Source organism: Gilliamella sp. ESL1225, assembly GCF_058502635.1.
Window position 1 is genome coordinate 1,890,843 of the sequence record NZ_CP196358.1, and the last position, 13,995, is coordinate 1,904,837.

Annotated in this window: 13 protein-coding genes; all 13 read right to left on the bottom strand. The window is 40.2% G+C overall.

Annotated features, from left to right (window positions below; all coding sequences use genetic code 11):
- Positions 1–6: 6 nt before the first annotated feature.
- The 13 genes from ACSYSW_RS08630 to ACSYSW_RS08690 all read right to left on the bottom strand — a co-directional run bounded on the left by ACSYSW_RS08630 (position 7) and on the right by ACSYSW_RS08690 (position 13,873).
- Positions 7–1,653 (bottom strand): T6SS phospholipase effector Tle1-like catalytic domain-containing protein, encoded by a 1,647-nt coding sequence (locus tag ACSYSW_RS08630; RefSeq protein WP_491705441.1) that lies wholly within the window; start codon positions 1,651–1,653, stop codon positions 7–9.
- Between the two features lie 41 nt (positions 1,654–1,694).
- A complete protein-coding gene (locus tag ACSYSW_RS08635) occupies positions 1,695–2,435 on the bottom strand; it encodes a DUF2931 family protein (RefSeq protein WP_491705440.1) in 741 nt (246 codons plus the stop codon).
- Between the two features lie 62 nt (positions 2,436–2,497).
- The gene (locus ACSYSW_RS08640) at positions 2,498–3,238 is read right to left on the bottom strand and encodes a DUF2931 family protein (RefSeq protein WP_491706251.1); all 741 of its coding nucleotides are present in this window, start codon (positions 3,236–3,238) and stop codon (positions 2,498–2,500) included.
- Between the two features lie 62 nt (positions 3,239–3,300).
- Entirely contained in the window at positions 3,301–4,041 is a 741-nt protein-coding gene (locus ACSYSW_RS08645) for a DUF2931 family protein (protein WP_491705439.1), read from the bottom strand.
- A 62-nt stretch (positions 4,042–4,103) separates the two neighbouring features.
- Positions 4,104–4,592: a DUF2931 family protein gene (locus ACSYSW_RS08650; RefSeq protein ID WP_491706252.1), complete on the bottom strand. Its 489-nt coding sequence runs from the start codon at positions 4,590–4,592 to the stop codon at positions 4,104–4,106.
- Positions 4,492–4,842 carry a hypothetical protein gene (locus ACSYSW_RS08655; RefSeq protein WP_491706253.1) on the bottom strand — a complete coding sequence of 117 codons (351 nt, stop codon included), beginning with the start codon at positions 4,840–4,842 and terminating at the stop codon, positions 4,492–4,494. The genes ACSYSW_RS08650 and ACSYSW_RS08655 overlap by 101 nt, the downstream gene beginning before the upstream one ends.
- Positions 4,843–4,904: 62 nt before the next feature.
- Positions 4,905–5,645: a DUF2931 family protein gene (locus ACSYSW_RS08660; protein WP_491705437.1), complete on the bottom strand. Its 741-nt coding sequence runs from the start codon at positions 5,643–5,645 to the stop codon at positions 4,905–4,907.
- Positions 5,646–5,707: 62 nt separating this feature from the next.
- On the bottom strand, positions 5,708–6,448 hold the full coding sequence (locus tag ACSYSW_RS08665; RefSeq protein ID WP_491705436.1) for a DUF2931 family protein: 741 nt from the start codon (positions 6,446–6,448) through the stop codon (positions 5,708–5,710).
- 9 nt (positions 6,449–6,457) lie between these two features.
- Positions 6,458–8,104 carry a T6SS phospholipase effector Tle1-like catalytic domain-containing protein gene (locus ACSYSW_RS08670; RefSeq protein WP_491705435.1) on the bottom strand — a complete coding sequence of 549 codons (1,647 nt, stop codon included), beginning with the start codon at positions 8,102–8,104 and terminating at the stop codon, positions 6,458–6,460.
- Between the two features lie 41 nt (positions 8,105–8,145).
- The gene (locus ACSYSW_RS08675) at positions 8,146–8,886 is read right to left on the bottom strand and encodes a DUF2931 family protein (protein ID WP_491706254.1); all 741 of its coding nucleotides are present in this window, start codon (positions 8,884–8,886) and stop codon (positions 8,146–8,148) included.
- A gap of 9 nt (positions 8,887–8,895) precedes the next feature.
- Positions 8,896–10,542: a T6SS phospholipase effector Tle1-like catalytic domain-containing protein gene (locus tag ACSYSW_RS08680; RefSeq protein ID WP_491705433.1), complete on the bottom strand. Its 1,647-nt coding sequence runs from the start codon at positions 10,540–10,542 to the stop codon at positions 8,896–8,898.
- Between the two features lie 41 nt (positions 10,543–10,583).
- A complete protein-coding gene (locus ACSYSW_RS08685) occupies positions 10,584–11,324 on the bottom strand; it encodes a DUF2931 family protein (protein ID WP_491706255.1) in 741 nt (246 codons plus the stop codon).
- A gap of 17 nt (positions 11,325–11,341) precedes the next feature.
- Positions 11,342–13,873 carry a type VI secretion system Vgr family protein gene (locus ACSYSW_RS08690; protein WP_491705431.1) on the bottom strand — a complete coding sequence of 844 codons (2,532 nt, stop codon included), beginning with the start codon at positions 13,871–13,873 and terminating at the stop codon, positions 11,342–11,344.
- Positions 13,874–13,995: the final 122 nt, after the last annotated feature.

Consider the following 13,995-nt stretch of genomic DNA (forward strand, 5'->3'; position numbering starts at 1 on the left):
ATCCCCTTAGTTTGGATGAATGACCCGTTGCCATTCTTTTGCTTTGTTTAGATGTGGACTATGAACACCAATTAAATCGGTATTTGAATAACGTATCTCTTCATTTTTATACCATGTGATTTTTTTTAGCTCACCGGTTTCATCGTCAATAATCTCCATTTCTATCTCGGTTTTTCGACTACCGTGACCATATTCTGCCGAAGAATGCGTATAATGCGTAATGACTAATCCTTTTTCTTCTTCCGTTAATTGATAAGATTGGTACATTTTAGCGGCACTGAGGATTTTATTTGCTACCGGCATTAGTGGTGTTGGAATGCTATATTTTTCCTCCGCAAATTCATTAAATTGACAGCCTTGTGCAATTGCCTCGTTATACATCACCCTAAGCGCTATCCTATCGAGTCCTGACTTCACCGTACGCTCAATACGTATTACGCCAAAATCGCTATGGTAATCACGCTCTTTCGTTGTTCGGGTGGTTGTCCATATATCAAAATTACTTTCTGACACCCCAGCAAACAGGTGTTTTAATTCCGGGTGATTTTGAATCATCGCCAGCTCTTTTTTTAATTTCGCTTCGTGCCGTCCGTGCTGAAAAAAATCCAAATCTCGACTCGCATGTAAATCCGTTATATAGATTTTTTCAATCACATTCTCATTCGAATACCCTCCACCAATATCAGAATGCGCTCCCGGTAAAATGACTTTTTTAAAGCTATCTGGCACCGTATTTAAGCTAAAGTTATAACGATATTCATGCGCTGCTTCGATATGTAAGCCTGACTTTGCCGATTCTTGACGTAAGTGAATATCAACATTAAAGGTATTGGCATCGCCTGCATCAAATAAATTTGTTGGTCCACATATCCCGGCAACCGTGTCAAATATCCCCAAAAAACGCACTTCACCATTGCGGTGACCGCTAAATTGCTTGCTCATTTTATTTTCAAATACGGAGGTGATCACTTTAGTTAGCGGGTTATTGTCACCTTGTACATGACTATCCTCTAAAACATCGGCAACGTAATTACAAAAAAAACGGGCGGAAGCGGCGCCTCGGCTATATCCAAAAACATCATACTGCAGCTGGCGAATGCGAATTTTGGGGTTTTTATCTATAAATTTAGCTAGTTTTGTATTAATTTTATCTATGGCTTTTTGCGTTTTAGCCCAAACTCCTGTGCTGCCACAGCCTGAGCCTAAGCCTATCCAATCATCGCCTTTGCCATCCTCGGTGCCGACCCCTTCAATATAAACAGCAAACTGATAATTAGCCGTGTTGGGCGTGGTATTTTGTGGGGTAGAATTTATTGCTTTAGCCATATCGGCTATTTTTTTCTTATCATCGAGATCATCTTGATACATTTGCTGGAGTTTATAAACATTTGTGTATTCATTGCTATAGCTCATATCATACACGGGTAAGGATTTATCTACCTCCACCCCCTTTGCTAATTGCTGTTGGTGTTTTTTACGATACTTGGTATTGGTGGCATTATTTGCCGTTCCATCAAAAAACACACCTATTGTTAAATTTACTTCAACGGGGCGATTTATTACTTGTTGTACTTGGTGGATAGTGCCATCTTTACCAATCGGCTGCGCTTTTACAATCGTTGTACGCTCAGGATCGAATTTTGTTGTTGTCATTGTTTTATTTTTCCTTGGTTTTGATAGATTGATATTATGTATTAATGATAATCAGGCGATGAGTAAGTCACTTTGGTTTTAATGCGAATATCTGGTGCTAACGTGACATTGTTATTTTTTTCTTGCCATTCTTTCGGCATACCGTGTTTTTTCAGCCATGCTTTGCCTTCATCGCTAATTTCCGGTATTTTTCGATCTACATATCGATTTCGGCAAAAATCTGAATTGGGTGGCACACGCTGCGTCACGGCTTTACCAAAACTAATATCTTTATGACCTGGTACTTCACCCTGGAGCCAGCCAATAACATTGCCACCTGGTGCAAAAGCCAAAACAATATGATTGTTGTAACCAATCCGCTCTTTTCTATAGGCTTCAGAATAATAGGTATGGGGTTTAACCATTTCCTCCCGCACCCATTGTGGCACCTCAAGGGTACTGAAATAAAAAGTCTGGTCTACAAATGATGCCCAGCACACATCGATGATTTTCGGTAACCCACCATAAGCTTTCATCCCCTTCCCCCCGGGACCATCTTGCCAATCTTCTAATGTTGTTACACCACTATTCCCCGCATTCAGTAATAGACCATACCAATAGCCGGATTGTGATAACATACCTGCTTCATAAGTTCTTACTTTAAAATATTTCGGATAACTCCCCCCAATCTCCCAATATTCATACGGCATTTTGATAAAATCCGGATCGACCGGCTCTTTTTGAGTTTGACAACCGCTTAATGCTAAAGTAAAAATAAATATGACACTGATTAGTTTCTTCATTGTATCCCCTTAGTTTGGGTGAATGACCCGTTGCCATTCTTTTGTTTTGTTTATTAGATGCATTAATGATAATCAGGCGATGAGTAAGTCACTTTGGTTTTAATGCGAATATCTGGCGCTAACGTGACATTGTTATTTTTTTCTTGCCATTCTTTCGGCATACCGTGTTTTTTCAGCCATGCTTTGCCTTCCTCTTCGATTTCAGGGATTTTTCGATCTTCATACGGATTTCGGCAAAAATCTGAATTGGGTGGCACACGCTGCGTCACGGCTTTACCAAAACTAATATCTTTATGACCTGGTACTTTACCCTTGAGCCAGCCAATAACATTGCCACCCGGTGCAAAAGCCAAAACGATGCGATTGTTGTAACCTGTTCGATATTCTTCATATGCTTCTGCATAAAATTTATGTAATTTAACCATTTCTTCACGCACCCATTGTGGCACCTCAAGGGTACTGAAATAAAAAGTCTGGTCTACAAATGATGCCCAGCACACATCAATGATTTTCGGTAAACCAATACTTGATTCCCCCCCCCCTCCGACGGCACCTTCTTGCCACTCTGCTAAGGTTTCTTTATGGCTATTAACCGCATTCAGTAATAGACCATACCAATAGCCGGATTGTGATAACATACCTGCTTCATAAGTTCTTACTTTAAAATATTTCGGATAACTCCCCCCAATCTCCCAATATTCATACGGCATTTTGATAAAATCCGGATCGACCGGCTCTTTTTGAGTTTGACAACCGCTTAATGCTAAAGTAAAAATAAATATGACACTGATTAGTTTCTTCATTGTATCCCCTTAGTTTGGGTGAATGACCCGTTGCCATTCTTTTGTTTTGTTTATTAGATGCATTAATGATAATCAGGCGATGAGTAAGTCACTTTGGTTTTAATGCGAATATCTGGTGCTAACGTGACATTGTTATTTTTTTCTTGCCATTCTTTCGGCATACCGTGTTTTTTTAGCCATGCTTTGCCTTCTTCTTTAATTTCCGGTATTTTTCGATCTTTATACGGATTTCGGCAAAAATCTGAATTGGGTGGCACACGCTGCGTCACGGCTTTACCAAAACTAATATCTTTATGACCTGGTACTTCACCCTGGAGCCAGCCAATAACATTGCCACCTGGTGCAAAAGCCAAAACAATATGATTGTTGTAACCAATCCGCTCTTTTCTATAGGCTTCAGAATAATAGGTATGGGGTTTAACCATTTCCTCCCGCACCCATTGTGGCACCTCAAGGGTACTGAAATAAAAAGTCTGGTCTACAAATGATGCCCAGCACACATCAATGATTTTCGGTAAACCAATACTTGATTCCCCCCCCCCTCCGACGGCACCTTCTTGCCATTCTGCTAAGGTTTCTTTATGGCTATTAACCGCATTCAGTAATAGACCATACCAATAGCCAGATTGTGATAACATGCCAGCACCCTCAGTGTCGACCGGAAAATATTTCGGATAACTCCCCCCAATCTCCCAATATTCATACGGCATTTTGATAAAATCCGGATCGACCGGCTCTTTTTGAGTTTGACAACCGCTTAATGCTAAAGTAAAAATAAATATGACACTGATTAGTTTTTTCATTGTATCCCCTTAGTTTGGGTGAATGACCCGTTGCCATTCTTTTGCTTTGTTTATTAGATGCATTAATGATAATCAGGCGATGAGTAAGTCACTTTGGTTTTAATGCGAATATCTGGCGCTAATGTCACATTGTTATTTTTTTCTTGCCATTCTTTCGGCATACCGTGTTTTTTTAGCCATGCTTTGCCTTCTTCTTTAATTTCCGGTATTTTTCGATCTACATATCGATTTCGGCAAAAATCTGAATTGGGTGGCACACGCTGCGTCACGGCTTTACCAAAACTAATATCTTTATGACCTGGTACTTTACCCTTGAGCCAGCCAATAACATTGCCACCCGGTGCAAAAGCCAAAACGATGCGATTGTTGTAACCTGTTCGATATTCTTCATATGCTTCTGCATAAAATTTATGTAATTTAACCATTTCTTCACGCACCCATTGTGGCACCTCAAGGGTGCTGAAATAAAAAGTCTGGTCTACAAATGATGCCCAGCACACATCGATGATTTTCGGTAAACCAACACTTGATTCCCCCCCCCCCGACGGCACCTTCTTGCCACTCTGCTAAGGTTTCTTTATGGCTATTAACCGCATTCAGTAATAGACCATACCAATAGCCGGATTGTGATAACATACCTGCTTCATAAGTTCTTACTTTAAAATATTTCGGATAACTCCCCCCAATCTCCCAATATTCATACGGCATTTTGATAAAATCCGGATCGACCGGCTCTTTTTGAGTTTGACAACCGCTTAATGCTAAAGTAAAAATAAATATGACACTGATTAGTTTCTTCATTGTATCCCCTTAGTTTGGGTGAATGACCCGTTGCCATTCTTTTGTTTTGTTTATTAGATGCATTAATGATAATCAGGCGATGAGTAAGTCACTTTGGTTTTAATGCGAATATCTGGCGCTAACGTGACATTGTTATTTTTTTCTTGCCATTCTTTCGGCATACCGTGTTTTTTCAGCCATGCTTTGCCTTCTTCTTTAATTTCCGGTATTTTTCGATCTTTATACGGATTTCGGCAAAAATCTGAATTGGGTGGCACACGCTGCGTCACGGCTTTACCAAAACTAATATCTTTATGACCTGGTACTTTACCCTTGAGCCAGCCAATAACATTGCCACCCGGTGCAAAAGCCAAAACGATGCGATTGTTGTAACCAATCCGCTCTTTTCTATAGGCTTCAGAATAATAGGTATGGGGTTTAACCATTTCCTCCCGCACCCATTGTGGCACCTCAAGGGTGCTGAAATAAAAAGTCTGGTCTACAAACGATGCCCAGCACACATCAATGATTTTCGGTAACCCCCCATAAGCATCCATCCCCTTCCCTCCTGGACCATCTTGCCAATCTTCTAATGTTGTTACACCACTATTACCCGCATTCAATAATAGACCATACCAATAGCCAGATTGTGATAACATGCCAGCACCCTCAGTGTCGACCGGAAAATATTTCGGATAACTCCCCCCAATCTCCCAATATTCATACGGCATTTTGATAAAATCCGGATCGACCGGCTCTTTTTGAGTTTGACAACCGCTTAATGCTAAAGTAAAAATAAATATGACACTGATTAGTTTTTTCATTGTATCCCCTTAGTTTGGGTGAATGACCCGTTGCCATTCTTTTGCTTTGTTTATTAGATGCATTAATGATAATCAGGCGATGAGTAAGTCACTTTGGTTTTAATGCGAATATCTGGCGCTAATGTCACATTGTTATTTTTTTCTTGCCATTCTTTCGGCATACCGTGTTTTTTTAGCCATGCTTTGCCTTCATCGCTAATTTCCGGTATTTTTCGATCTTCATACGGATTTCGGCAAAAATCTGAATTGGGTGGCACACGCTGCGTCACGGCTTTACCAAAACTAATATCTTTATGACCTGGTACTTTACCCTTGAGCCAGCCAATAACATTGCCACCCGGTGCAAAAGCCAAAACGATGCGATTGTTGTAACCAATCCGCTCTTTTCTATAGGCTTCAGAATAATAGGTATGGGGTTTAACCATTTCCTCCCGCACCCATTGTGGCACCTCAAGGGTGCTGAAATAAAAAGTCTGGTCTACAAACGATGCCCAGCACACATCAATGATTTTCGGTAACCCCCCATAAGCATCCATCCCCTTCCCTCCTGGACCATCTTGCCAATCTTCTAATGTTGTTACACCACTATTACCCGCATTCAATAATAGACCATACCAATAGCCAGATTGTGATAACATGCCTTCTTCAAATGTTTTAATAGGAAAATATTTCGGATAACTCCCCCCAATCTCCCAATATTCATACGGCATTTTGATAAAATCCGGATCGACAGGCTCTTTTTGGCTTTGACAACCACTTAATGCTAAAATAAAAATAAATATGACATTGATTAGTTTCTTCATTGTATCCCCTTAGTTTGGATGAATGACCCGTTGCCATTCTTTTGCTTTGTTTAGATGTGGACTATGAACACCAATTAAATCGGTATTTGAATAACGTATCTCTTCATTTTTATACCATGTGATTTTTTTTAGCTCACCGGTTTCATCGTCAATAATCTCCATTTCTATCTCGGTTTTTCGACTACCGTGACCATATTCTGCCGAAGAATGCGTATAATGCGTAATGACTAATCCTTTTTCTTCTTCCGTTAATTGATAAGATTGGTACATTTTAGCGGCACTGAGGATTTTATTTGCTACCGGCATTAGTGGTGTTGGAATGCTATATTTTTCCTCCGCAAATTCATTAAATTGACAGCCTTGTGCAATTGCCTCGTTATACATCACCCTAAGCGCTATCCTATCGAGTCCTGACTTCACCGTACGCTCAATACGTATTACGCCAAAATCGCTATGGTAATCACGCTCTTTCGTTGTTCGGGTGGTTGTCCATATATCAAAATTACTTTCTGACACCCCAGCAAACAGGTGTTTTAATTCCGGGTGATTTTGAATCATCGCCAGCTCTTTTTTTAATTTCGCTTCGTGCCGTCCGTGCTGAAAAAAATCCAAATCTCGACTCGCATGTAAATCCGTTATATAGATTTTTTCAATCACATTCTCATTCGAATACCCTCCACCAATATCAGAATGCGCTCCCGGTAAAATGACTTTTTTAAAGCTATCTGGCACCGTATTTAAGCTAAAGTTATAACGATATTCATGCGCTGCTTCGATATGTAAGCCTGACTTTGCCGATTCTTGACGTAAGTGAATATCAACATTAAAGGTATTGGCATCGCCTGCATCAAATAAATTTGTTGGTCCACATATCCCGGCAACCGTGTCAAATATCCCCAAAAAACGTACTTCACCATTGCGGTGACCGCTAAATTGCTTGCTCATTTTATTTTCAAATACGGAGGTGATCACTTTAGTTAGCGGGTTATTGTCACCTTGTACATGACTATCCTCTAAAACATCGGCAACATAGTTACAAAAAAAACGGGCGGTGGCGGCGCCTCGGCTAAATCCAAAGACATCATACTGCAGCTGGCGAATGCGGATTTTTGGATTATCAATTATAAATTGAGTTAATAACGTATTGATTTTATCTATGGCTTTTTGTGTTTTAGCCCAAACTCCTGTGCTGCCACAGCCTGAGCCTAAGCCTATCCAATCATCGCCTTTGCCATCCTCGGTGCCGACCCCTTCAATATAAACAGCAAACTGATAATTAGCCGTGTTGGGCGTGGTATTTTGTGGGGTAGAATTTATTGCTTTAGCCATATCGGCTATTTTTTTCTTATCATCGAGATCATCTTGATACATTTGCTGGAGTTTATAAACATTTGTGTATTCATTGCTATAGCTCATATCATACACGGGTAAGGATTTATCTACCTCCACCCCCTTTGCTAATTGCTGTTGGTGTTTTTTACGATACTTGGTATTGGTGGCATTATTTGCCGTTCCATCAAAAAACACACCTATTGTTAAATTTACTTCAACGGGGCGATTTATTACTTGTTGTACTTGGTGGATAGTGCCATCTTTACCAATCGGCTGCGCTTTTACAATCGTTGTACGCTCAGGATCGAATTTTGTTGTTGTCATTGTTTTATTTTTCCTTGGTTTTGATAGATTGATATTATGTATTAATGATAATCAGGCGATGAGTAAGTCACTTTGGTTTTAATGCGAATATCTGGTGCTAACGTGACATTGTTATTTTTTTCTTGCCATTCTTTCGGCATACCGTGTTTTTTCAGCCATGCTTTGCCTTCCTCTTCGATTTCAGGGATTTTTCGATCTTCATACGGATTTCGGCAAAAATCTGAATTGGGTGGCACACGCTGCGTCACGGCTTTACCAAAACTAATATCTTTATGACCTGGTACTTTACCCTTGAGCCAGCCAATAACATTGCCACCCGGTGCAAAAGCCAAAACGATGCGATTGTTGTAACCTGTTCGATATTCTTCATATGCTTCTGCATAAAATTTATGTAATTTAACCATTTCTTCACGCACCCATTGTGGCACCTCAAGGGTGCTGAAATAAAAAGTCTGGTCTACAAACGATGCCCAGCACACATCAATGATTTTCGGTAACCCCCCATAAGCATCCATCCCCTTCCCTCCTGGACCATCTTGCCAATCTTCTAATGTTGTTACACCACTATTACCCGCATTCAATAATAGACCATACCAATAGCCAGATTGTGATAACATGCCAGCACCCTCAGTGTCGACCGGAAAATATTTCGGATAACTCCCCCCAATCTCCCAATATTCATACGGCATTTTGATAAAATCCGGATCGACAGGCTCTTTTTGGCTTTGACAACCACTTAATGCTAAAATAAAAATAAATATGACATTGATTAGTTTCTTCATTGTATCCCCTTAGTTTGGATGAATGACCCGTTGCCATTCTTTTGCTTTGTTTAGATGTGGACTATGAACACCAATTAAATCGGTATTTGAATAACGTATCTCTTCATTTTTATACCATGTGATTTTTTTTAGCTCACCGGTTTCATCGTCAATAATCTCCATTTCTATCTCGGTTTTTCGACTACCGTGACCATATTCTGCCGAAGAATGCGTATAATGCGTGATGACTAATCCCTTTTCTTCTTCCGTTAATTGATAAGATTGGTACATTTTAGCGGCGCTGAGGATTTTATTTGCTACAGGTTTTAATGATATCGGTATATCATAGTCTTCTATATTAAAATCTTGAAATTGACAGCCTTGTACAATTGCCTCGTTATACATCACCCTAAGCGCTATCCTATCGAGTCCTGACTTCACCGTACGCTCAATACGTATCACGCCAAAATCGCTATGGTAATCACGCTCTTTCGTTGTTCGGATGGTTGTCCATATATCAAAATTACTTTCTGACACCCCAGCAAACAGGTGTTTTAATTCCGGGTGATTTTGAATCATCGCCAGCTCTTTTTTTAATTTCGCTTCGTGCCGTCCGTGCTGAAAAAAATCCAAATCTCGACTCGCATGTAAATCCGTTATATAGATTTTTTCAATCACATTCTCATTCGAATACCCTCCACCAATATCAGAATGCGCTCCCGGTAAAATGACTTTTTTAAAGCTATCTGGCACCGTATTTAAGCTAAAGTTATAACGATATTCATGCGCTGCTTCGATATGTAAGCCTGACTTTGCCGATTCTTGACGTAAGTGAATATCAACATTAAAGGTATTGGCATCGCCTGCATCAAATAAATTTGTTGGTCCACATATCCCGGCAACCGTGTCAAATATCCCCAAAAAACGCACTTCACCATTGCGGTGACCGCTAAATTGCTTGCTCATTTTATTTTCAAATACGGAGGTGATCACTTTAGTTAGCGGGTTATTGTCACCTTGTACATGACTATCCTCTAAAACATCGGCAACGTAATTACAAAAAAAACGGGCGGAAGCGGCGCCTCGGCTATATCCAAAAACATCATACTGCAGCTGGCGAATGCGAATTTTGGGGTTTTTATCTATAAATTTAGCTAGTTTTGTATTAATTTTATCTATGGCTTTTTGCGTTTTAGCCCAAACTCCTGTGCTGCCACAGCCTGAGCCTAAGCCTATCCAATCATCGCCTTTGCCATCCTCGGTGCCGACCCCTTCAATATAAACAGCAAACTGATAATTAGCCGTGTTGGGCGTGGTATTTTGTGGGGTAGAATTTATTGCTTTAGCCATATCGGCTATTTTTTTCTTATCATCGAGATCATCTTGATACATTTGCTGGAGTTTATAAACATTTGTGTATTCATTGCTATAGCTCATATCATACACGGGTAAGGATTTATCTACCTCCACCCCCTTTGCTAATTGCTGTTGGTGTTTTTTACGATACTTGGTATTGGTGGCATTATTTGCCGTTCCATCAAAAAACACACCTATTGTTAAATTTACTTCAACGGGGCGATTTATTACTTGTTGTACTTGGTGGATAGTGCCATCTTTACCAATCGGCTGCGCTTTTACAATCGTTGTACGCTCAGGATCGAATTTTGTTGTTGTCATTGTTTTATTTTTCCTTGGTTTTGATAGATTGATATTATGTATTAATGATAATCAGGCGATGAGTAAGTCACTTTGGTTTTAATGCGAATATCTGGTGCTAACGTGACATTGTTATTTTTTTCTTGCCATTCTTTCGGCATACCGTGTTTTTTCAGCCATGCTTTGCCTTCATCGCTAATTTCCGGTATTTTTCGATCTACATATCGATTTCGGCAAAAATCTGAATTGGGTGGCACACGCTGCGTCACGGCTTTACCAAAACTAATATCTTTATGACCTGGTACTTCACCCTGGAGCCAGCCAATAACATTGCCACCTGGTGCAAAAGCCAAAACAATATGATTGTTGTAACCAATCCGCTCTTTTCTATAGGCTTCAGAATAATAGGTATGGGGTTTAACCATTTCCTCCCGCACCCATTGTGGCACCTCAAGGGTACTGAAATAAAAAGTCTGGTCTACAAACGATGCCCAGCACACATCAATGATTTTCGGTAACCCCCCATAAGCATCCATCCCCTTCCCTCCTGGACCATCTTGCCAATCTTCTAATGTTGTTACACCACTATTCCCCGCATTCAGTAATAGACCATACCAATAGCCGGATTGTGATAACATACCTGCTTCATAAGTTCTTACTTTAAAATATTTCGGATAACTCCCCCCAATCTCCCAATATTCATACGGCATTTTGATAAAACCCGGATCGACCGGCTCTTTTTGGCTTTGACAACCACTTAATGCTAAAATAAAAATAAATATGATACTGATTAGTTTTTTCATTTTATTTCCTTAAGTTATTAAACATTAATTAAATTGATCTTGATATCATCTGCGTTTTCTACATAAAAGACTTTTGTTTTGCCTTGCCCATCTGTCACACCTTCAATTTCGCGCCCATCAGGCAAGCTGGCAATATAAGATTCATTAGCAAAAATATTACCTTCGTTATCCATAAATTGTAATACTACCGCATTATCGGTGGTTGGCATTGGTAAATTTAGTGGTTCGATAGTCGTTCCATCACTGCCCATTTTTTGCATAACAGCACATCGTACATACACATTTTGCGGGCTACCGAGTTCAATACCTTCTTGATTTATTCGGATATACGACCCTCCACACGCCAAGGTTAGCGTTTTATTGGCATTGATTATCACGTCACTTTCACTGCTCTCGATGGTTAGCGTTTGTTTCGCCGCTATACTTAATTCATTATTCTGTGCTTGTATCTCAACCTTCCCTTGGCTCGAAAACAACTTTATTCCCAGTTTATTTGCAAATAAACTCAATGCCTCACCCGCTGCTAAGGTGATTTTCTTCAGTGTACTGATATCCGTCTGTTTTTCACCAATCAATTGAATATTTTGACTGCTTGATAATTGAACATTATTCGGACTCGTTAACGCTATCCCTTCTTGCGCATAAGCCAAAAGACCATTTCGCTTAAGACGATTGAGCGCCTCTTTTTGCGCCATTTGACTGTCAACATCAGCTGTCTCCGCCTGTGCCTGATGAGCCGTGTTTTGTAACATCTTGGCTATAGACAAAGCATTTTCTAATTCGCTAATAGCACCTTGCATATCTAGCTGCTCACCTTTCGCCTTCGGCTCCGCTTCTGTCGATAAATATAATCCTTTGTTCGCGATTATCGCCCCAAATTCATCCGTCCTTAACTCAAACCCTTTACCGCGCTCTTCTTTATTTTGATTAACAAGGTGCCCTAAGTTTAATTGGGTTTTACCGTATTCTGTGGCAAGTTTTATATGCTCTTTGCCGCGTTTGTCATCCATACGTAATTTATTATTGGCTGGTGTGCGTATTACGTTGCGATGCTTATTGGCGGTACTGACTAAATCCGGCTCATCACTGTTGTGCATAGCATGTGCAATATAGGGTCTGTCTGGATTACCATTCATAAAAGCAATGGCAACTTCAGTGCCATCAATTAACGGAAAGTGAAAACCATAAGTATCGCCTGCATAAGGTTTAGCAAGCCTTACCCATAGGCTTTCGTTGCCGGCTTTCCATTCGTGTAAATCAAAATTAAATTTGACTCGATAGCGACCTTGGGTATCGATATAACCATAGATATCATTATCCGGACTTGTGACATGAGCAGGCAGTGTGCCATAGATTTTCGGCGCTAAAATCGGAGCGGGGTGGTAGGGTTTTAATACGTTAAAGGGAATAGCCGTAAAACGAATTTCATAGTCTTCACTGCGGCTACCTTGACCGTCGACCGTTAAGATAATAAGACCATCTTGTACATCACTTAGCGACATGCCAGTTAAGCGAATTAATTGCCCTGGCGCCAATGAAAATCGATTACATTTTCCTTTAACAATAACTTGCCGGCTTATTGCCTGCTCATGCCGCAAACGGGCATACCCTTCGCCACTTTCAAGGCTTTCGCTGCTGTTGGTTTTATAATGTTCGTCGTATCGATAGTCAATGCCATGCGTTGTGCTATCTTTCGGTTGACTGTTGACTTGGTTTAGTAATGGCGTCATTGCTGTGCGATAATTATAATCTTGGACTTTGACCGCCGATTCGACGATTTCACTGTGTAGACTGATATCCCAGATACTTTCTCGACCACTATCTAATAACGATGACGGCGCTTTATAATCGATGGTTTTTACTTTTGCGTAGCCTTGTTCACTATCACCCAATATCACCACATCACAATGATGCTCCGCATGACTTTCAAAACGGAGCCATATTCCAACATCTGCAAGTAAACGTTGAATAAACGCTAAATCACTTTCTTGCCATTGCGTGATAAATTCCCTATCGGCATAGTGATGAATTAATTCTAATCGATAGTCAATCCCTGTAAATCCATGTTGACGTAAAATCGATTCAACAACACTGACAACGCTTTGATGTTGATAAATCGCTGAACGTTTGCCATAACCGAGTTTGGCTAGACGCGGGGATAAAATCACTTCATACACCGCTTCGTCTTTACTCATTGCGATTAAATTAAACACCGTTATCACACCATATACGGTGCGGCCATCTATCCCTTGCGGTAAATCAGCGAGTGTTCGAATTTGTTCGAGTTTTTGCACGGGCGCTATCGCATTAAAACTAAATGAGGCGGGTTTGTTTAATACTGATGACATAGCAATCGATTGATTGCTACTAGTAAACGTTAAGGTATATTGCCACGGCTCGTTCATCGGCTCATGAGTTTGCACGCTTTGCATGGAAATGGCCGATTGTAGTCCATCAATGGACAAGGTATAACGATTATGTGTGACATTTTGTAAACCCGCGACCACTTTTTTGCCTAATTGGTTGATCGCTGAGATCCCCTTATCCATAGTATTCTCCTTATCATCTCAATTTTGTTTAATTAATATTTTTAGGATAGATGAGCGATGTCATTAATGAATTAAATGACATCGCTAAAATTTATAAATCGTTATAAATCAATCGTTATAAA

What these genes read in the sequence shown, in the direction of transcription:
- ACSYSW_RS08635 (WP_491705440.1), bottom strand. Translation starts at nt 2,435, where the DNA reads ATGAAGAAACTAATCAGTGTCATATTTATTTTTACTTTAGCATTAAGC.
- ACSYSW_RS08640 (WP_491706251.1), bottom strand. Translation starts at nt 3,238, where the DNA reads ATGAAGAAACTAATCAGTGTCATATTTATTTTTACTTTAGCATTAAGC.
- ACSYSW_RS08645 (WP_491705439.1), bottom strand. Translation starts at nt 4,041, where the DNA reads ATGAAAAAACTAATCAGTGTCATATTTATTTTTACTTTAGCATTAAGC.
- ACSYSW_RS08690 (WP_491705431.1), bottom strand. Translation starts at nt 13,873, where the DNA reads ATGGATAAGGGGATCTCAGCGATCAACCAATTAGGCAAAAAAGTGGTC.
- ACSYSW_RS08655 (WP_491706253.1), bottom strand. Translation starts at nt 4,842, where the DNA reads ATGAAGAAACTAATCAGTGTCATATTTATTTTTACTTTAGCATTAAGC.
- ACSYSW_RS08680 (WP_491705433.1), bottom strand. Translation starts at nt 10,542, where the DNA reads ATGACAACAACAAAATTCGATCCTGAGCGTACAACGATTGTAAAAGCG.
- ACSYSW_RS08685 (WP_491706255.1), bottom strand. Translation starts at nt 11,324, where the DNA reads ATGAAAAAACTAATCAGTATCATATTTATTTTTATTTTAGCATTAAGT.
- ACSYSW_RS08670 (WP_491705435.1), bottom strand. Translation starts at nt 8,104, where the DNA reads ATGACAACAACAAAATTCGATCCTGAGCGTACAACGATTGTAAAAGCG.
- ACSYSW_RS08630 (WP_491705441.1), bottom strand. Translation starts at nt 1,653, where the DNA reads ATGACAACAACAAAATTCGATCCTGAGCGTACAACGATTGTAAAAGCG.
- ACSYSW_RS08675 (WP_491706254.1), bottom strand. Translation starts at nt 8,886, where the DNA reads ATGAAGAAACTAATCAATGTCATATTTATTTTTATTTTAGCATTAAGT.
- ACSYSW_RS08665 (WP_491705436.1), bottom strand. Translation starts at nt 6,448, where the DNA reads ATGAAGAAACTAATCAATGTCATATTTATTTTTATTTTAGCATTAAGT.
- ACSYSW_RS08660 (WP_491705437.1), bottom strand. Translation starts at nt 5,645, where the DNA reads ATGAAAAAACTAATCAGTGTCATATTTATTTTTACTTTAGCATTAAGC.